The sequence below is a fragment of the Corynebacterium intestinale genome (genome assembly GCF_023574125.1).
Taxonomy (GTDB): Bacteria; Actinomycetota; Actinomycetes; order Mycobacteriales; family Mycobacteriaceae; genus Corynebacterium; species Corynebacterium hesseae.
In genome coordinates, this window is sequence record NZ_JAMKFF010000001.1 from 564,137 (window position 1) to 583,211 (window position 19,075).

Consider the following 19,075-nt stretch of genomic DNA (forward strand, 5'->3'; position numbering starts at 1 on the left):
TTCACCACCATGCAAGCAACGCTGAAGAAATACTTCCCAGTCTTTGTCTTGCCCACCCTTCTGGCATTCATGATTGCCTTCTTGGTGCCGTTTATCGTGGGTTTCTTCCTCTCCTTTACGAAATTCACCACCATCACTAACGCCAAGTGGGTTGGCATCGACAACTACGTCAAAGCTTTCTCCCAACGCGAAGGATTCATCTCAGCCTTCGGTTTCACCGTCCTCGTGGTCATCGTCTCCGTGATCACCGTTAACGTCTTCGCCTTCCTCTTGGCGTGGATGCTGACCCGCAAGCTTCGCGGCACAAATTTCTTCCGCACGGTCTTCTTTATGCCGAACCTCATCGGCGGCATCGTCCTGGGCTATACCTGGCAGACCATGATCAATGCCGTGCTTTCGCACTATTCCACGACTATTAGCGCGGACTGGAAATTCGGTTACGCCGGCCTCATCATGCTGCTGAACTGGCAGCTGATTGGCTACATGATGATTATCTACATCGCCGGTCTACAAAACGTCCCGCCGGAGCTTCTCGAGGCCGCTGAGCTCGATGGTGTCAACAAGTGGGAAATGCTGCGCCACGTCACCATCCCGATGGTCATGCCGTCAATCACCATTTGTCTCTTCCTAACCTTGTCGAATTCCTTCAAACTCTTCGACCAAAACCTTGCACTGACCAACGGTGCACCTGGCGGACAAACCGAGATGGTCGCCCTCAACATCGTCAATACGCTGTTCAACCGTATGAACGTCGAGGGCGTGGGGCAGGCCAAGGCCGTCATCTTCGTCGTCGTCGTGGTCGTCATCGCGTACTTCCAGTTGCGCGCGACCCGCTCCAAGGAAATCGAGGCTTAAGTCATGACTACCAGTACTTCAGCGCAGGCCGCACCGGCCCCGAAGAAGAAGGATCACCAGCTTCCTACGGACAACCAGACCAGGATGTCCGGCGGCGCCAAGTTCATTGTCTACGCCATCCTGGTGTTCTTTACCATCGTGTTCCTTGGCCCGATTCTCTTCATCTTCATCAACTCCTTTAAGTCCAAGTTCGCTATCTCATCCGATCCTTTCTCCCTACCCATTGGTGAAACCTGGGTCGGTTTCGAGAACTTCATGGTGGGCTTGACCAAGCAGGGCTTCCTTGAAGCGACCTTGTGGTCCTTCGTCATTACGATTCTCTCCGTGATTGTCATCGTGTTTTTCTCCGCGATGACCGCCTACTACATCACACGCGTTAAGACCTGGTGGACGAACCTTCTGTACTACCTCTTTGTGGTGTCCATGATCATCCCCTTCCAGATGGTTATGTTCCCGACGGTCAAGATTGCAGACATGCTCCACCTCAACAACCCGATCGGCATCGTGGTGCTCTACCTCGGTTTCGGTTCCGGTCTATCGGTGTTCATGTTTGCCGGATTCGTCAAGTCCATCCCCTTGGACGTCGAGGAAGCCGCGATGATCGACGGCTGCGGCCCGCTCCAGAACTACTTCCGCGTGGTGTGGCCTATGCTTAAGCCGACTGCCATTACCGTGGCCATTCTCAACGCCATGTGGGTATGGAACGACTACCTGCTGCCGTACCTGGTCATCGGCCTGTCCACCCGCTACAAGACCATCCCGGTAGTCATCCAGTCCTTCGTTGGCTCCAACGGCAACCGCGATATGGGCGCCATGATGGCGATGCTGGTTCTGGCCATTATTCCTATCGTCATCTTCTACTTCTCCACGCAGAAGCACATCATCGAAGGTGTTGCTGCCGGCGCTGTCAAGGGCTAATCCGCAGTGCGGTAGGTTAGAAAACCATGAACCGCATGCTCGGCCCCGAATCGAAGTTCTATGCTGCTCTGAGCCTCTTCGCTGACCTCGTCATCGTTAACGTTCTCCTGGTTATCACGTGCTTTCCCGTATTCACTGGGGGAATGTCCCTACGCACCGCTCACGCGGTGACTGGTCAGATGGTTCGCGAAGAAGGTTCCCGCCGCGGCTCAGCCTTCGTTCGGGGCCTTGTGACGCGTCCCGGGGTAAACACTGCATGGTGGCTCATTTGCCTCGCCGTAGGCGCCTTGGCCGCCTATGAATTCGCCATAATCGCAAAGGCTGAGCTCGGGACGATGGGCGTAGTGCTTCGCGCTGCGCTGGTCTCAGGCCTCATTGTCATAAGCTGCATTAGTGTGTGGTTCTTCCACCTCGATGCGCCAGGGTTGAGGTTTAGTCAACGGTGCACAACGGCCATGATGAAGGCGGTAGCGCACCTTCCGCGTACGCTTTTAGCAGTGTGCCCTTGGGCACTGCTGGTACTGTACCCGCTCTTTTTCCCTGCGCAGTGGGGAGGCTACCTGTTCTTTCTCGTTGTGCTCGGTCCGGCCCTCGCAGTCTATCTCGCTGAGTTGGCGCTACAATGGCCCGAACTCAATTCCGATTCTCCCGATGGCAGCGCCGCATAAGGCGCTGCGGGCAAGCTGGGCCCAAAACGAAAAATAGGGTAGTGGTATCCACTTCTTCGTGGATTCACTACCCTTGAGAATTCTATGCGGCGCGCAAAGGCTGCTAGGCCTCTCCTTCTTCCTGCGCCTTCTGCTCCTTGAGGAGGCGTGCCGCCGCGCGACGTCGCGAACGCAGATTCTCAATGCGCTCCGTCAAGAGTTCATCCAGCTCCTCAATGGAGCGACGCTCGCGCAGCATATCCCAGTGGGTCCGCGGCGGCTTCACGGGCTTGGACTCTACGCCTTCGCCCTCAACCAGAGTGCCGAGCTTACCGTTCTTGCACATCCACTCCTCGGGAATCTCCGCATCGTCAGCGAAGGGCACCTCGTAGATGTCGCCGTCTTCGGTGCGGTACTTCACCATCTGGCGCGGGGCCAAGTCGTGGTCGCGGTCGGTTTCGTAGCTCACTGCGCCCATGCGGCTGCCACGGAGTACGCGATCTGCCATGCAACATCATCCTTTTCAAGTGTTGAGGTAGGAAAGGGATCAGGGTCGACCTATATCACCCAAAGATCTATCATTATAACGAATGGCCCCTTGCCTTTGTTCCCACCCTCGGGTTAATGGGCTAAGGTGATTGAGGTGATTGGTACACAGGATCCGCAGCCCGGCACGCCGCCAAGGCGCAGCCCGGCAACCTGCCAGTGGTGTGGCAAGGAAATCGCGCAGGGCGGCCGGGGTAGGCCACGCAAGTTCTGCTCGCCATCCTGCAAGCAGCGAGCCTACGAGCAGCGCCACAACGTGGTTGGAACGCCCATTCCTGCGGATGCCGTCATCCTAACTCCAGAGAAGGCTGAGCGTCTCCGCGACGGCCTCTTTGAGCTGCGGTGTTGCGCTGAGGATGTTGCTACGGCAGCGTCGGAAAGCGCCAGCGCTGAAGAGATGGAACAGCTGTGTGCTGAACTGGTCGCACTGGCTCGAAAGCTTGAGGAATTGAGATAGTACATGAAATCCTTATTAGGCAACCGCAAATTGATCGTTAGTATCTTCGTGATCCTGATTGTGGCCTCGACAGCGCTGGCCCTAGGACCACTCGTGTTTTCTTTGATCATGGGCCGCGGTGTCAAAACCGAGCCCATCAATGCGGATAAGGTCCAGGCCGCTACTACCAACGTCGATGGCGAATGGCACGTGGCGCAAGGTACGGCATATAACCACACCTCGGCAGGTTTTACTATCGATGAGATCCTCCCAGCCGATAAGCGCACGACATCCGGCTCAACCAAGCATGTCACCGGCCAGGCCACCATCAAGGACGGCACCGTTGAGAAGGCGCACATCGCCGTGGACATGGCGAGCCTGACCACGGACAAGAAGGTGCGCGACCAGAACATGAAGACAAAGCTCTTTGAGGTCACAAAGTGTCCAGAGTCTACCTTCACATTGACTGAGCCCGCAGACGTCTCCGCCGTGCCTGACGACGGCTCAGTAGTCACCGTCCCACTCACAGGCGATCTCACCATCCACGGCCAGACCAAGAGCGTGAGCCAGGATTTTCAGGTGGTCCGCGATGGCGACACCATCATCTTGGGTGGCGACATCCCGATTAACCGCCTCGATTTCGGTATTGAGACTCCTGAAATGATCGCCGCGCGGATCTCCGAAACTGGCGAGATCAACGTCCGCGTCACCTTTGAGAAGTAAGATTCACTGTTCTTCATGAATTCCCAACGCCTCATTCCAATCCTGTGGGTACGGCTCGTCGTGCTCGTAGGGTTTGGCATCTTTATTTGGTTGCAGGAGATGAAGCTCCTCGCTGCCTTCTCGGCGGTACTCGTAGCTCTTACCATCGTGCAGCTGGTGATCGCCTACCGTCAGCGCTAAAACTGACGCTTGACGCATGCACAGAAACATACCCCAATTACGTAACTGTGACTATTTAATGGCAATTTGGGCCGCCCACTAAGCAGCCAACAGGGAGGCGCAGATGAAGGTAAGCGGCCGCCAACTATAGCAACCCCGCACACGAGACCTTATCCACAAACAAGGAGTGGCGCGCAAAAAGGGACATCCGGAAGGTAGCAAGCAAAGGAACCTTGCAGCCACGAAGGATTTCCCAACACAGAATCGGCAACGCCGATACGACACGCAGCTCAGAAACCAATCGCCAGCCAGCCGCCAACAGCACGCGCTGCGACCAGGGTGAAACCATGAGCGTCCACGAGAAAGTCGAGACAGTACAGTCAAGGAACAAACTCGGAACCGGGCGGCGCTGAAGGAAAGATCCCCCTCCGCCCAGTGCATAAGTGGTTGTCCGATAATGTACATTATGTCATTTTAACCACGCTTCCACTCCCCAGCTTTCAACCGCTAGTCACTCGCTTTGAATTTTTCACTCAATGAGACTTTCATTTCAACCAGTGAGACTGGTAGTGTTTCCTCCATAACCAATCAAGCTATTGAAATTTTCGAGGAGGGCGCCTCTCACATGACCGCCGTCAACACCACGCTGCCGAAGTCAGCGGGCACAACACAGCGACTCACCAAACGTGATCGTGTTCGTATTGCCGTGGCTTCGACCATTGGCACGACCATCGAGTTCTACGACTTCTATATTTATGCCACGGCAGCCGTAGCCGTCTTTCCTTTTCTCTTCTTCCCAAAGACCGAGGATCCCACCGTCGCCCTGCTCCAGTCCTTCGCCACCTTCGGCCTGGCCTTCATCGCACGTCCGCTGGGCTCGTTGCTCTTCGGGCACTTCGGCGATCGCGTCGGCCGCAAAGCCACGCTCGTCGGTGCGCTCCTGACAATGGGCATCGCCACCTTCATCATCGGTATCCTGCCCACGTACCAGACCGCAGGCATCATCGCCCCGGCCTTGCTGGCCCTGATGCGTTTCTGCCAAGGCTTAGGCTTGGGTGGCGAATGGTCCGGCGCAGCACTGTTGGCCTCCGAAACCGCTGAGGAAGGCAAGCGCGCTTCTGCTGCCATGTGGCCACAATTTGGCGCACCTTTCGGCTTCTTCTTAGCTAACGGCTTTTTCCTGACCTTGGTTGCCACCATGGATTACTCACGCGGTGACACCACCGGCACCTTCATGGAATGGGGCTGGCGCTTACCCTTCCTCGCGTCTGCGGTCATGGTTCTCATCGGCCTCTATGTCCGCCTGCGCTTAGAAGAAACGCCCGTCTTCCAGCAGGCCGTTGACGAAGGCAAGAAAGTCAAGACCCCTATGGTGGAAGCATTCCACATCGCCTGGAAGCCAATGATCATCGGCACCTTCGTCATGGTCTCTTGCTACACGTTGTTCTACCTGGTCACCACCTGGATTCTCTCCTACGGCATTGGTGATAAGACCAAGGAGCTGGGCCTGGGTATCCCCTACCTGGAATTCCTCGAGATTCAGCTAATCTCCATCTTCATGTTCATGATCGGCATTCCCGTATCTTCGATGCTTTCGGACAAGTACGGGCGCAAGCCAATCTTGACCGTAACCTCGCTCATCATGATTGCCTTCGGCTTTAGCTTCCCCTTCTTCCTCGGCATCGACAACGCCGACCGAAACTCGGTCCTCGGATTCCTCATTGTCGGCATGTTCATCATGGGACTCATCTTCGGCCCCATGTCCGCCGTCCTTCCAGAGCTCTTCCCCACCAACGTGCGCTACACCGGTTCCGGCATTGCGTACAACGTCTCCTCTATCCTCGGCGCCGCCGTCGCCCCGTTCATTGCAACGTGGCTGGTCAGTGCCTTTAACGTGAGCTACGTGGGCTACTACCTCATCATCGTCTGCTTCATCTCCCTCATCGCAATCATAATGATGCAGGAGCTGAAGGACCATGACCTCTCGCAGGTTTAGCCGGTCTTAACCCACATACTTCTCCCCGACTTCTTCTGGTGTTACACACCAAAGGTCGGGGAGATTTTGGTTTCGGTTCCGTCGGCGGCTTGGCCCCGGCAGCGCCGTCCCGAAAGGCACCGATTGGGGGATCCAATCGTGGGAGCAATGCGCCACTGCTTCCAAAAGCGCAGACTAGAAAGTGCATACCTGCAGGTGGCCGTCGCTAAGCATCCGGGCAGTGCTTGGCGACGACCAGCGTGCCTGCACTTTCAGGTCTGGACAAATGGAAAGGGCGGCTAGCACAGTAGTTGCTAGCCGCCCATGAGACGCTGCTTTGTGAAAGAGGCGCCTGCTAACTACGCAGCAACAGTTGCTCGCCCGGTCTTGCGCTCGTCGACAATGGGCTTGCGGCGCACGATGGCGGCGAAGATCGCTCCGGTAATGTTGGCCCACACCGCGGCCACGACACCCGGCAGCGCCGCCTCCGGGGTGAAAAACTGCAGCGCCAAGGCCGAGGCCAATCCGGAGTTCTGCGTTGCCACCTCGATTGCCGTAGTGCGCGCCGCAGCCTCGCGCTCACGCGCCAGCTTGGCTAAGTAGTAGCCAAAAAGGAAGCCGATGAGGTTCTGAATGGCCACACCTGCGAAGACGACCAGGCCCACGGTCACAAGCTTGTCCTGAGACTTCGACACCACCGCCATGACCACGCCGCCGATGCCGGCAATAGCTACCCATGGCAACGCCGGCAGGATCTTGTCCACTGCCTTGCTGGCGATAACGCGCAAGAGAAGGCCGAGCCCTACAGGAATGAGCACTGTCTGAACCAGCGACCACATCATACCGGCACCGTCGACCTCGGCGGTCTTCCCTGCCAGCCACAGCATGAGCAAAGGCGTCATGATCGGTGAGACGAGGGTCGACACCGAGGTCATCGCCACTGACAGTGCCACATCACCCTTGGCCAGGTAGGCCATGACGTTGGACGCGGTACCGCCGGGGACAGAGCCGAGGAGGATGAGGCCGACAGTGGTGGCGTCGGAAAGCCCCAGCAGTTTTGCCACGAGTACGGCGCTGGTCGGCATGATGGCAAATTGGCAGACAACACCCAAGAAGATGGGCAACGGACGCTTCACCACGAGGGCCAGGTCCGGAATGGTCAAGGTCAGACCCATCGAGAACATGATGACCATCAGCAATTGCGAGGTGTACTGCCCTATCGGTTCAAAGGTGTTGGGGCTCATGAAAGCGACAAAAGCGCAGGCGATGATGACGATGGGGAAGATATACACGGCGAGTTTCTCGCCGGTCTCCCCCTCTGTGCGTAGGTTCGTCACGGTGTTTCCTTTCCAGAAGGTGTCTCACTAGATGAATTGAGTATCTCATATGATGAACCTCACGTACCCGGTTTGACCCATATTTACTATCAAGCGATAGATTAGAAACATGTCCAAGCTACTAAGCCCCGATTCCTCTCGTTTCTCACGCCCAGCCGGCACCACAAGCCAGGCCGACGCCGTCCCCGCACGCTTCAAGAACGGCTCCCCCGCCGAACTCCTCGCGGATATGAAAGCCATCGTCGGCGCAGAAAACGTGCATGGACGCCTCAGTGACCTCGTGCGCTTCTCCTCCGATGCCGGCCCCTACCGCTCCATCCCCAACATCGTGGTCTCTCCGCGCAACGCGGCGGACCTGTCTGCCTTGATGAAATATTGCGATACCCGCGATCGTCACATGACCTTCCGCGCGGCAGGAACCTCGCTCAACGGACAAGCTATGGGCGACGACATCCTCGTCGATGTCAAAACCCACTTCGGCGGCATGGAAGTACGCGAGGAAGGCCGCAAGCTGTGGTCCCGCCCCGGCGTCATCTTGGGCGATGCCCAGGCCGTACTTTCCCGCCATGGCTTCATGCTGGGGCCGGACCCGGGTTCCACGTCCGTGTGCACCATCGGTGGCGTGCTGGCCGATAACTCCGGCGGCATGCGCTGTTCCTTGGAACGCGATAGCTACCACAGCATCGAAGAGCTCATCTTCGTCTTACCATCCGGCACCATCGTAGATACGTCTCGTGGGGACGAGGCCTTCCGCAAGCAGGAGCCAAAGCTCCACGCCGATCTGCTGGCCTTCCGCGACAAACTACGCGCCAACACCGAGATGGTGGAGTTCCTGCGCACCAAGTTCTCCATTCGCAACACCAACGGCCTGCGTATCGATGCTTTCCTCGACGAGGACGAGCCCGTGCACATCCTCAAGCGCCTCCTCATCGGCTCCGAGGGCATCTTCGGTGCTATTACCGAATCCGTCATCCGCACGGTGAAGCTACCGCGCGTGAAGGCCACGACATGGGTCGAGCTACCCAACCTTCGCGATGCCGCCAACTACGTGCACCCCATCATGGAGACCGGCGCGGAGGCCTGCGAGCTCCTAGTTGCCCCGGTGATGCGCCGCTCGGCCGAGCACTACTCCCACGCCCCGGAATCCTGGCGCAACCTCGATGACGATGCCGCAGCACTCCTCGTGGAGGTCGGCGGCAGCGACGAGGCAGACCTAGACAAAGCCATGGATCGCCTGCGCGCCGTGCTTGCCGACGCCCCACTACTGCGCCCCCTCGAATTCCTCACCACCGCAGAAGGTATGCGCGGCGCGTGGGAGCTACGCAACGGCCTCTACGGGCTGCTGGGTGCGGATCGCCCGAATGGCACGGCTTATATCACCGAGGATGTCTGCTTCCCACCCTCCCAGGTCGGCGAGGCTGCAGCGGACCTGTTGGACTTGCAGGCCAAGTACGGCTACCCGGAATCCGTCATGGGGCACGCTGCCTTTGGCAACCTGCACTTCTTCTTCACCCCGCGCTTCGACGTTGAGGAGGAGCGCGAGTCTTATGCCGCGTTCTTGGATGATTTGGCTGAGCTGGTCATTGATAAGTACCAAGGCTCGATGAAGGCCGAGCACGGCACTGGCGTCAACATGGCGCCCTTCCTGGAGCACGAGTGGGGCACGGAGGCCTTCGAGCTCTTCTGGGAAGTCAAGAACATGATCGATCCCAAGGGCATCCTCGCACCGAACGTAAAGCTCACGCGCGACCAGACCATTCACCTGCGCAACTTCAAGTCCTTCCCCAAGGTCGAAAGTGAGATCAACCCCTGCGTGGAGTGCGGCTTCTGCGAGCCTGTCTGCCCCTCCCGCCACGCCACGGTGACCCCACGCCAGCGCATCGTCTTGCGCCGCGAGATGGCTCGGCAGGAAGAAGGCTCGGAGGTCTTGGCGCAGCTGCAGAAGGAGTATCAGTACGACGCCGTCGACATGTGCGCGGCCGACGGCACGTGTTCTATCCCCTGCCCGATCAGCATCGATACCGGTGCCGTCATGAAGAAGCTACGCTCTCAGCAGGCAACCCCCGCCCGCGAAAAGGTGGCGCTCACGACGGCACAGCGCTGGGAGCTGGTGGAAAAGCTCGCCCGCGCTGGCATCGTCTCCGCCAACAAGGTTCCTCACAAGCCTCTGGAACTGGGGGCCAACATGGCGCGTAACGTGGTGGCCCCCGACTTGCTGCCGACCGTCCCAGGCCCACTTCCGAAGGCCGCATCGCGTCTGCCGGAAACTCCGCGCGAGGGTGCTGGTGCACTTTACTTCCCGGCCTGCATCAATCGCATCTTCGGCCGTCCTGCTGGGGCAGCTAAGGATTCGGTAGACCTCCCGCGCGCCATTGTGGAGCTTGGTCGCCGGGCTGGCCAGCCAGTGTGGATCCCCGAAGATGTCGCGGGCGATTGCTGCGGCACCCCGTGGTCATCCAAGGGCTACAAAGAGGGATTTGAATATCAAGCTCAAAAGATAGTTCGCGATCTCTGGCACTGGTCGGAGCACGGCCGCCTGCCCATCGTGGTTGACGCGGCAAGCTGCACCCACGGGCTGCTCGACTCGGTTCCGGAGGTGCTCTCCCCCGCCGACCGCGAGCTCTGGGAGGACTTAAAAATCCTCGATGTCGTGGAGTGGTTGCGTGATGAAATTGCACCACACCTGCCAATCGTGAAGAGCATGGGCAGCATCGCCGTCCACCCGACGTGCTCGACAGATCACATGGGGATTAGCCAGGACCTCCTTGACTTGGCCAACCTCTGCGGAGACGCCCAGATCCCTGAGGGGGCACAGTGCTGTGGCTCCGCTGGCGACCGCGTCATGCTTCACCCGGAGCTTGTTGAGTCCGCTACCCGCGAGGAGCGCGCTTCTCTCGACGCCGAACACTTCGACACGTACGTCTCTGATAACCGCACCTGCGAGATGGGTCTAGAAATGATTGCGGGCAAGACCTATGACTCAATCGCGGTGCTCCTTGAGCGCGCGTCTCGACCGGTCGTCACTCCATAGCACCATGCCGGTGGCGGCACCCCTCATGGGAGTCCTGCCACCGGCACGTTAGTTGTGGTGGAAGCAGCTTAGAGATAGTCGTAATTGATTTCGGTGTCTGGGGCGAAGAACACGCAACCTCCCTTAATCGGGCGCAGGTAAATCGTGTCGCCTTGTCGCACGTCAACGCCTCGGGGCACCTTCACTGAAATACGGTCACCACGGACTGCGATGACGTCATCCGCCGACTCCTCTGGGCCGCCGTAGACGTACAACTCGGAGCCAAGGTGCTCCACAATGTCGACCCGAACTGGTAGCCCATACTGCTCACCAGGTTGGTTCACGCCAACGATTTCCCAATTCTCTGGCCGCACTCCCACGATGACGCGATCTGCGGCCACCTTCGCGGCCTGCTCCGCTGGCATGAAATAGTCCAGGGCATGGTCTTTGCCGCCGACGACGCGACCGTCGACGAAGGGGACGTTGTCGATGAGAGTCATAGCCGGCGAACCGATAAACGTCGCCACGAAAGTGTTGCCAGGGTTTTCATACAACGTGTTGGGCGCGTCAACCTGTTGAATAATGCCTTGTTTGAGGACGCACACGCGGTCCCCCATGGTCATTGCCTCAGTCTGGTCGTGGGTGACGTAGACCGTGGTGGTGTTGAGCTCGCGCTGCAGCTGCAGGATCTGCGCACGCGTCGATACGCGCAGCTTCGCATCCAAGTTGGACAGCGGCTCATCCATGAGAAAGACCTTGGGCTGGCGGACGATGGCGCGTCCCATGGCCACGCGCTGACGCTGGCCGCCCGACATCGCGGAAGGCTTGCGATCAATGAGGTCTTCCAGTTCCAACATCTTGGCGGCATTATTAACGCGCTTTTCGATGGTTGCCTTATCCACCTTGGCGTTCTGCAAAGCAAAGGCCATGTTCTGGCGCGCTGTCATGTTGGGGTACAGCGCATAGGATTGGAACACCATAGCTACATCGCGATCCCGCGAGCGGGCTTCAGTAACGTCAACCCCGTCGATGAAGATCTGGCCTTCGTCGATTGGCTCAAGGCCAGCGAGCATGCGCAATGTCGTAGATTTGCCGCAGCCCGAAGGCCCGACGAGTACTAGGAACTCGCCGTCCTTGATATCTAGGTTTATGCGGCTAACCGCCGGGGGCTTCTTCGGATCATAAATCCTGGAAGCTTGACGGAATTCAACTGTAGCCATGGTGTCCTTTCAAACTATCCGAAGTGTTACTTGAGCTTCGGGGTGATGTCGCGGTCGATAACGCTCTGGGTCTCCTTCTGCAGGTCACCGAAAGCGGTCTCCACGTCCTCATTGCCCACGGTGATGCGATCGAGAACGCCACCGATGCGCTGGCCGCCGCCTGGTACGAAGACGCGAGCATAGTCCTGCGGCTTGGTGTTCTCGTTGAGCTGCTCGATAGCGGTCTGCGCGTTCGGGTTCTCCTCCAAGAACTTCTTCTCTTCCGGATCGTCCAAGGCGTCCTTGCGCACCGGCATATAGCCCGTCTTCTGGGAGAACTTGATGGTGTTCTCGGTATTAGTCAGGAAGTCAATGAACTTAACCGCGTTAGCCTTGCGCTCGTCAGAAATGCCAGCCGGCACAGCCAGTCCGGCACCGCCAGTCGCTGCCGAAGGACCAGGGCCCGGCAGGTAAGTGGTGATGAACGGAATCGTTGCCGTCTCCTTCAGGCCACCCAAGGAACCGGTGGACTCCAACAGACCAGAGGCCTTGCCGGAGCCGAATGCGACGGTCGGGTCAGTGGAGATTTCGATGTGGCCTACCTTGACCTGGTCCTGGAGGAACTTACCTGCCTCGATGGACTCCTTCGAGGTAAAGTTCGGTTCCCACTCATCAGAGTAAGAACCACCGAAGGCCCAAATCATGCCCTGGAAGTACCAGTCGAGATAGCTGGAGCCGTCCGGAACAGTAACAGCCGGCTTGTTGAGCTTGTCCTTGATCTTGGTAGCCCACTCGTCGAACTCTTCCCAGTCCTTCGGGCCACGATCGGTAGGAAGCCCCGCTGCCTTGAGGTCATCGGTGTTCCAATACATCAGGTTCGTGGATCGGGAGTACGGCACACCGTAGTGCTTGTCCTTGTACTTGTAGTCCTCACGCAGGGTATCGACGTAGCTCTCCGAGTCAATGTCGTTCATCTCCCAGAGGTCATCGAGCGGCGTGGTGGCCTCATTCAGTGCGAAGTTGAACCAGGTGACGTCGGAGGCAACGAGGACGTCAGGCAGATCGCCGCCTGCGAGGGCAGCATTGAAGCGCTGCGCAACTTCCTCATAGTTGGATCCCGCGGTGACCAGTTCAACCTTGAGATCCGGGTTTTCCTTCTCAAATTCATCAATGAGCTCTTGCTCTAAGTCGCGCGAGGATCCCGGGTGATTGGACCAGAAAGTGATGGTGTTGGCATCGCCGTCATCTTTCGAGCCGTTGCTTGCGGTGGTCGATCCACCTGCACAAGCGGTCAAGGACACGGTGGTCAGTAGTGCCGCGCAGGCAGCGACGATGCGAGTAGTGGTCTTACGAGACATGGGGAGGTTCTCCTTTGGAGGTGAAGAGTTGGGGACTTGATTGAGTTGGGCATAGAGACAGCAGGCAGACGGACTAGCCTTTGACTGCGCCCGCAGTCAAACCCTTGATCATCGGCTTCTGGAGTATGAGGAAGATGATGATCATGGGCAGGGTTGTCAACACCGTACCGGCCATCACCGGCGCCCAGTTTGTGACGCCTTCCGCATCCTGCAAGCGGGTCAGGCCCACCGGCAGCGTGGCTGCAGCCGGTGTATCCGTAATCAGGAAGGGCCACAGGTATTGGTTCCATTCATTGACCACGGTGATGAGGACGAACGCGGACAGCGTTGGCCATGACATCGGCAGGACCACTCGGAACAAGGTGGTAAAGAAACCTGCTCCGTCCATGCGAGCGGCCTCGAGAATTTCCGGGGGCAATGACTGGAAGTGATTGCGCATGAGGAAGGCACCGAACGCCACGCCCGCCAGTGGGATGATGACGCCAGCGTAGGTATCTCTCCAACCCCACGACGCAACCAACGAGTAGTTCGAAATAATGGTGATCTGGTTGGGAACCATCAGCGAGGCGATGATAAGCAGGAACAGTAGGTTTCGGCCGGGGAAACGAATGAATGCGAAGGCATAGGCAGTCAGAACGCCGAGGACTACCTCTACCACCGTCAGGATCAGAGTGATGATGACGGAGTTTTTCAGGTAGCTCGAGAAGCCAGAGGTCTGCCAGACGTAGGAATAGTTCTCCGCCTTGAAAGGATTAGGCCAGAAGGAAATTGGATCCGAATACACGTCCTGGAAAGACTTGAAGCTGGTGATGAAAATAAAGTACAGCGGCACCATAATCATCAGCACTGTCAGTACCAAGGCGATGTAGCCGATGACCTTCGTCGCTGGATGACTGTGATCAATTGGCTCGCCTTTGCGTTTTCGCTGGGCATCAGTAATGACCGGCGCTGCGAGGGATTGGGAGCCAGGAACGGGCGGCAGTTCGCCTTTGGCTTGCGGGAGACCTACCTGGACGGAAGCCGGAATTGCGCGTCTTTCGGACATTTACTTATCCATCCTTTCCTGCAACTTAATCTGCAGCACCGTAATGACAAGCACTACGAGGAACATGATGGTAGCTACTGCTGCGCCATAGCCGGCACGGTTGTTGATGAAGGTCTCCTGGTACACCTGGAAGACCATTGTGGAAGTTCCGTAGCCGAACGGTCCACCACCGGTCATCGCATTGATGATGTCGAAGACCTGGAAGGAATTGAGCAGCACGGTAATCAGCAAGAAGAAGGTGGTGCCGCGAAGCTGCGGCAGGACCACACGGAAGAAGTGTCGCGCGGCCGGGGTGCCGTCAATCTCCGATGCTTCGTCAAGATCACGGCGCCGTCCTTGCAAGGCAGCCAGATAGATAACGAAGACGTAGCCTACGTTTTTCCAAATATAGGTCACCGTAATCATGAACAGCGCCCAATTCTGTTGTTGGTAAAAGTTCGGCACATCAACCCCGATGATCCCCAAGAAGTATTGGATGAGGCCGTAGTTGGGATCGAAGACAAACTGGAAGGCCACGCCAATCGCCGCGCCTGCGATGACGTAGGGAGCGAAGACCATCGAACGCACCGCAGCGCGACCAAAAAGCTTTTGGTCCAGCAGCAATGCCAGAGCCAGTCCCAAAACCATCGAACCGGCCACCGCGAAGAAAGTAAAAACGACAGTGTTGAACACCACGCGTCCGGTATCCGGTGCTTGGAACCAGTCGATGTAGTTCTGAAGACCGACAAAGGTCATCGTCGGCGATGAAATATTCCAGTTAAAGAAAGAGATGCGAATGTTATCGACCAACGGCCGATAAGTGAAAAGAACGAGAAGGAGAAGGTTCGGGCCAACGAGCAATGCCGCAAGACCGATCTGTTTCCAATCGAGCTTCCGTTTGCGTGGATGACGCGCGAAGTCCTCGGAGACGACCGGCTTCTCAGTGACTGCAGGGATCGCAGCCGTTAGCCCGCTTGCCGGGGTGGAAATTGCCATGCAGAAGAAACTAGACCAAGGCAGTAAACAAAAAGTTTATTGAAAGTATTGACTTGATAAACAGCAGGAAAATTTCCGGAGCCGAGCACTCGAAAACCCGTGCTGCGCGTGGGGAACATCACAAGCAACACAATGGAAGACCTCACATCACGTCGCGTCAATGAGAGAACTCCGCCATCAATTTAGATAGACCATTTCGGTCCATGACGGATCAGATGAGGATGTAGCCTAACGCTGGCTAACTGCGCGAAAGCACGTCGATTGCCAGCTCTGGCAGGTCGGTTGACATGAGCGATACTCCGTTTTCGCGGCACCACTCCATGTCCTTCGGCAGGTTCACCGTCCACACGTAGGACGGGGCATCAACACCGACAAAGAAGTCGGCGTCCCTCCGCGCTTGGTGAATCGAAGGCCCAAATCCCGTTGCACCCTCGAGCATTTCCGGGACTCCCTCATCAGGTTCAAGGAGAAGGAATGACCGCAAGGACGGCAAGAAGTATCGAAACCGAGCAATTGCTTCGGGGTTGAAGGAGATCAGGCTAAACCGTGGGTCGGCATCGAGCTGTCGGCCGCGTAGGACTTCCGCTACCGATTCTTCAAGGCGTGCACCAAAAGGAGACGGATGCTTCGTCTCTATGAGCAGCTGCTTTCCAGGGTATGACATGACGAGGTCCACGAGTTCGTCGAGAAGCATGATGCGTTGCGGATCCCGTGGGTACCGAAATTGAGTGTGCGCAGCTCCTCTAGGGTCATGTCGCCAACAGCGCCGGCGCCATTCGACGTCCTGTCCACCGTCTGATCGTGGATAACTACGACTTCTCCGTCTTTGGTTAGGTTGACGTCGCACTCCACACCAGCCACGTCGAGTTTGAGGGCTTCTTCGAAGGACCGGAATGTGTTTTCGGGGTACCAGCCGTTATAACCTCGGTGCGCGATAATTCTTGGGCACTCCGACATACTCTTATCCTCCGGGCGGCAAAGTGAATTGTGACGTTGGCGCCGCCCCAGTGTAGACCGCTAACGCCGGCCGCCGCGGTGGCGGTGGGTCGCCACCACGTGCACGGCATCCAGCATGCCCAGGCTGAGCAACGCCTCGCGCAGGGCAAATTGGAAGGTCCACAGGCGTCGAAAGACCTGATCGAACCCGGCTGCCCCGGCTTCGCGGTGGCGGCCATCGAAAAAGCTGCGCTGGTAGCGAAGCGTTTCGAGGTAGTGGCTTCCGGTGTGGGTTTGCGCGATGATTCGCAGGTTGGAGCGCTTATCGAAGAGCCTATGGGTTTCTTCCAACGACGGGTATTCCAAGCCAGGCCAGATATAGGCACGCAGAACCTGAATCGCCGAACGAGCCGCCGGAGTCATGGCATCCGTGGCAAAAAGCGAAGCTAAAGCCAGACGCCCGCCACTGACCAGCGAGCGGTCCAGCATCTCGACATATCGGCGGCGTTCCGGCGGCGAAAGCGTCTCCAGCTTTTCGACGCTCACTATCGCGTCATACCGCCCGCGCCACTTCTTTGGGTTAGGCAAGGCCGTCTCTATGCCCTGCACGTGAACCGAATCAGCGGCACCTTCGAGAAGCAGTTGCTCGTCGAAAAGCGCCTTCTGCTCCGTGTCGCCCGTAAGCACGTCCACCGTAGCGCGCCGGGCCACCGCCTGAACCGCTACTTGCAGCCCAGTGGCTGGGTAGACCAGGAGGTGGGTTCCGGCGCCGGTGCGGGTGGCGTCGAGAAGCCACTGCGCAGCGCGACGCTGTGCGTCGCCCAAGTCCTCGCGGTCCGTTGATGCCGGCTCGGTCACCGTGGTTACATCGACGAAGTGCTCTTTGGGTTCTTTTCTGCCCGCACGCGCGCTATAGCTACGCACCGCCTCGCGCACCGTAGTGGGTACGCCACTTGCAAAAATGCCGCCCGAATGGCTCAACGAGTCACCTGCGTACAGTTTCACAACGTCAAGTGGTAGTTCACCAGGGCTCGATGTCTCCACGGCAAGCTCCTTGGCCTTCGGCCGATAACCCACCTCCACCAGCCGCGTGAGGACTTTGACAAGGCGCTCAGAATCGGGAGTTGTCCACTCGCCTGCCATATAAGACTCGGCCAGGCCCAGCCAGCCCGAATCGGCGGTGCGGGAGAAAAGGGCGTCGTGAAGCACGGTGACATCTGGGTCTTCGCCTTCCAGCTCTACCCCAGCCTTGGAACAGGCCTGCGCGAACTCCGCCTCAGCCCGGCCAGCTTTCATACGCAGTAGGCGCGGTGAAGGGACAGTAGCCACGCCGGGCCACACCGCAGCATCGATCGAAGCCAAGTGGGGATACACGCTCAAGTCAGCCTTCCTCATCGCACGCATGTGTCCTCCCAGACTAAAGCCAACGGGGCCCGCGCGGGTGGAGGCGCGGCCCAAAAAGCCAGTTAATAACCCATAAAGTATGCATGTACCGCTAGAAAGGTTTAGACTGACTCGGGTAAAATAATCTGGCTTTCTTAAGGAAGGTAATCAAACACCATGGCGCAAACTCCCCACCGTCCTAGTAACGGCCGCCACCACGTCGTTGTTATCGGTGCCGGCTTCGGCGGTATCAACGCCGTCAAGAAGCTCAAGGACGCGGATGTTGAGATCACCCTCATCGACAAGAAGAACCACCACCTCTTCCAGCCGATGCTCTACCAGGTAGCCACCGGCGTCATTTCCGCCGGCGAAATCGCCCCGTCTACGCGTCAGATCTTGCGTCACCAGGACAACGTTAACTTTGTCAACGGTGAGGTCACCGACGTCAATATCAAGGATCAGACCGTCACCGCGGAACTCGATGGCGCTGTTCGTACCTACGGCTACGACTCCCTCATTGTGGCAGCCGGCGCTGGCCAGTCTTACTTCGGCAACGACCACTTCGCCGAGTATGCCCCGGGCATGAAGACGCTGGATGATGCCCTAGAGATCCGCTCCCGCATTATCTCCGCTTTTGAGAAGGCGGAGCTGGAAGAGGATCCTGCAAAGCGCGAGAAGCTGCTGACCTTCGTCATCGTGGGCGCTGGCCCGACCGGCGTTGAGCTGACCGGCCAGATTGCCGAGCTGGCACAGCGCACCTTTGCTGGCGAATACTCCAACTTCGGTTCCTCCTCCGCCAAGATTTACCTCTTGGACGGCGCTCCGCAGGTCCTTCCGCCATTTGGCAAGCGCCTCGGCCGCAAGGCTCAGCGCACGCTGGAGAAGCTGGGCGTTGACGTGCGCCTCAACGCCATGGTTACCAACGTCACCGCTGACGCCGTCACCTACAAGAACATGAAGACCGAGGAAGAGGTCACCATCGAGGCCGCGACCAAGATCTGGTCCGCAGGTGTCGCCGCTTCCCCGTTGGGCAAGCTCATCGCCGACCAGGCTGGCGTGGAATCCGACCGTGCCGGCCGCGTCTCCGTCAACGAGGACCTCACGGTTGGCGAGTACAAGAACGTCTACATCGTCGGCGACATGATTTCCCTCAACCGCCTTCCGGGCGTGGCCCAGGTGGCCATCCAGGGCGGCAACCACGTGGGCAAGCTCATCGAAGCCAAGATCGATGAAGAGTCCACCGCGAACGAAGCCGAGCCGTTCGAGTACTTTGACAAGGGCTCCATGGCCGTCATTTCCCGCTTCAACGCCGTCGTCAAGCTGGGCAAGACCGAGTTTGCAGGCTTCCCGGCGTGGATCTCCTGGCTCGGCCTGCACATCTTCTACATCGTTGGCTTCCGCAGCCGTACCCTCGTGGCGCTGCACTGGATCCTCAACGCCTTCTCGCGCGACCGCGGCAACCTGGAAATCACCCAGCAGCAGCGCGTCGCTCGCAACGTCATTGACCGCGACCTTCACTAGGTTCTACGCTCTTTAAGGGAGAGAGGAATCACCCTCTCTCCTTTTCTTTGAC

Annotated in this window: 18 protein-coding genes; 9 read left to right on the forward strand and 9 right to left on the reverse strand. The window is 58.1% G+C overall.

What is annotated here, in order from left to right; genetic code table 11:
- Positions 1 to 9: 9 nt before the first annotated feature.
- From M5J06_RS02585 to musI, 3 genes are read left to right on the forward strand one after another with little or no spacing between them, the layout of a single operon-like run.
- Positions 10 to 855, forward strand: coding sequence for a carbohydrate ABC transporter permease (locus M5J06_RS02585; RefSeq protein ID WP_070520471.1), 846 nt, complete (start codon positions 10 to 12; stop codon positions 853 to 855).
- Positions 856 to 858: 3 nt separating this feature from the next.
- A complete protein-coding gene (locus M5J06_RS02590) occupies positions 859 to 1,773 on the forward strand; it encodes a carbohydrate ABC transporter permease (protein ID WP_143335529.1) in 915 nt (304 codons plus the stop codon).
- Positions 1,774 to 1,799: 26 nt separating this feature from the next.
- Entirely contained in the window at positions 1,800 to 2,441 is a 642-nt protein-coding gene (gene musI / locus M5J06_RS02595) for an ABC transport system MusEFGK2I component MusI (protein WP_250223885.1), read from the forward strand.
- Positions 2,442 to 2,544: 103 nt separating this feature from the next.
- Here the strand turns inward: musI and M5J06_RS02600 are convergent, their stop codons facing one another.
- Positions 2,545 to 2,928 (reverse strand): RNA polymerase-binding protein RbpA, encoded by a 384-nt coding sequence (locus tag M5J06_RS02600; RefSeq protein WP_010186588.1) that lies wholly within the window; start codon positions 2,926 to 2,928, stop codon positions 2,545 to 2,547.
- Positions 2,929 to 3,063: 135 nt separating this feature from the next.
- Here M5J06_RS02600 and M5J06_RS02605 point away from each other — a divergent pair, with 135 nt between their 5' ends.
- The 4 genes from M5J06_RS02605 to M5J06_RS02620 all read left to right on the forward strand — a co-directional run bounded on the left by M5J06_RS02605 (position 3,064) and on the right by M5J06_RS02620 (position 6,280).
- Positions 3,064 to 3,423, forward strand: coding sequence for a hypothetical protein (locus M5J06_RS02605; RefSeq protein ID WP_250223887.1), 360 nt, complete (start codon positions 3,064 to 3,066; stop codon positions 3,421 to 3,423).
- A 3-nt stretch (positions 3,424 to 3,426) separates the two neighbouring features.
- On the forward strand, positions 3,427 to 4,125 hold the full coding sequence (locus M5J06_RS02610) for a YceI family protein (RefSeq protein ID WP_250223888.1): 699 nt from the start codon (positions 3,427 to 3,429) through the stop codon (positions 4,123 to 4,125).
- A 15-nt stretch (positions 4,126 to 4,140) separates the two neighbouring features.
- Positions 4,141 to 4,305 carry a hypothetical protein gene (locus tag M5J06_RS02615; protein ID WP_168163001.1) on the forward strand — a complete coding sequence of 55 codons (165 nt, stop codon included), beginning with the start codon at positions 4,141 to 4,143 and terminating at the stop codon, positions 4,303 to 4,305.
- A gap of 604 nt (positions 4,306 to 4,909) precedes the next feature.
- A complete protein-coding gene (locus M5J06_RS02620) occupies positions 4,910 to 6,280 on the forward strand; it encodes an MFS transporter (protein ID WP_250223889.1) in 1,371 nt (456 codons plus the stop codon).
- A gap of 338 nt (positions 6,281 to 6,618) precedes the next feature.
- On the opposite strand, the gene M5J06_RS02625 is transcribed toward M5J06_RS02620, so the two are convergent.
- A complete protein-coding gene (locus tag M5J06_RS02625; RefSeq protein WP_250223890.1) occupies positions 6,619 to 7,596 on the reverse strand; it encodes a bile acid:sodium symporter family protein in 978 nt (325 codons plus the stop codon).
- 109 nt (positions 7,597 to 7,705) lie between these two features.
- Between M5J06_RS02625 and M5J06_RS02630 the strand changes: the two genes are divergently transcribed.
- Positions 7,706 to 10,627: an FAD-binding and (Fe-S)-binding domain-containing protein gene (locus tag M5J06_RS02630; RefSeq protein WP_250223892.1), complete on the forward strand. Its 2,922-nt coding sequence runs from the start codon at positions 7,706 to 7,708 to the stop codon at positions 10,625 to 10,627.
- A 68-nt stretch (positions 10,628 to 10,695) separates the two neighbouring features.
- On the opposite strand, the gene M5J06_RS02635 is transcribed toward M5J06_RS02630, so the two are convergent.
- From M5J06_RS02635 to M5J06_RS02660, 7 genes are all read right to left on the reverse strand, one after another.
- Complete coding sequence (locus M5J06_RS02635; RefSeq protein ID WP_250223893.1) at positions 10,696 to 11,826, reverse strand: ABC transporter ATP-binding protein; 1,131 nt, start codon at positions 11,824 to 11,826, stop codon at positions 10,696 to 10,698.
- Between the two features lie 26 nt (positions 11,827 to 11,852).
- Positions 11,853 to 13,163 (reverse strand): ABC transporter substrate-binding protein, encoded by a 1,311-nt coding sequence (locus M5J06_RS02640; protein WP_250223894.1) that lies wholly within the window; start codon positions 13,161 to 13,163, stop codon positions 11,853 to 11,855.
- Positions 13,164 to 13,236: 73 nt separating this feature from the next.
- Positions 13,237 to 14,208 (reverse strand): carbohydrate ABC transporter permease, encoded by a 972-nt coding sequence (locus tag M5J06_RS02645; RefSeq protein ID WP_144677133.1) that lies wholly within the window; start codon positions 14,206 to 14,208, stop codon positions 13,237 to 13,239.
- The gene (locus tag M5J06_RS02650) at positions 14,209 to 15,183 is read right to left on the reverse strand and encodes a carbohydrate ABC transporter permease (protein ID WP_070532765.1); all 975 of its coding nucleotides are present in this window, start codon (positions 15,181 to 15,183) and stop codon (positions 14,209 to 14,211) included.
- A 238-nt stretch (positions 15,184 to 15,421) separates the two neighbouring features.
- Positions 15,422 to 15,877 carry a glycerophosphodiester phosphodiesterase gene (locus M5J06_RS02655; RefSeq protein WP_250223895.1) on the reverse strand — a complete coding sequence of 152 codons (456 nt, stop codon included), beginning with the start codon at positions 15,875 to 15,877 and terminating at the stop codon, positions 15,422 to 15,424.
- On the reverse strand, positions 15,817 to 16,140 hold the full coding sequence (locus M5J06_RS12435) for a glycerophosphodiester phosphodiesterase (RefSeq protein ID WP_367615186.1): 324 nt from the start codon (positions 16,138 to 16,140) through the stop codon (positions 15,817 to 15,819). The genes M5J06_RS02655 and M5J06_RS12435 overlap by 61 nt, the downstream gene beginning before the upstream one ends.
- Before the next feature lie 60 nt (positions 16,141 to 16,200).
- Positions 16,201 to 17,523, reverse strand: coding sequence for a class I SAM-dependent methyltransferase (locus M5J06_RS02660; RefSeq protein ID WP_227485771.1), 1,323 nt, complete (start codon positions 17,521 to 17,523; stop codon positions 16,201 to 16,203).
- A gap of 156 nt (positions 17,524 to 17,679) precedes the next feature.
- On the opposite strand from M5J06_RS02660, the gene M5J06_RS02665 reads away from it, so the two are divergent.
- A complete protein-coding gene (locus tag M5J06_RS02665) occupies positions 17,680 to 19,023 on the forward strand; it encodes an NAD(P)/FAD-dependent oxidoreductase (RefSeq protein ID WP_070532759.1) in 1,344 nt (447 codons plus the stop codon).
- The last annotated feature ends 52 nt before the right edge of the window (positions 19,024 to 19,075 follow it).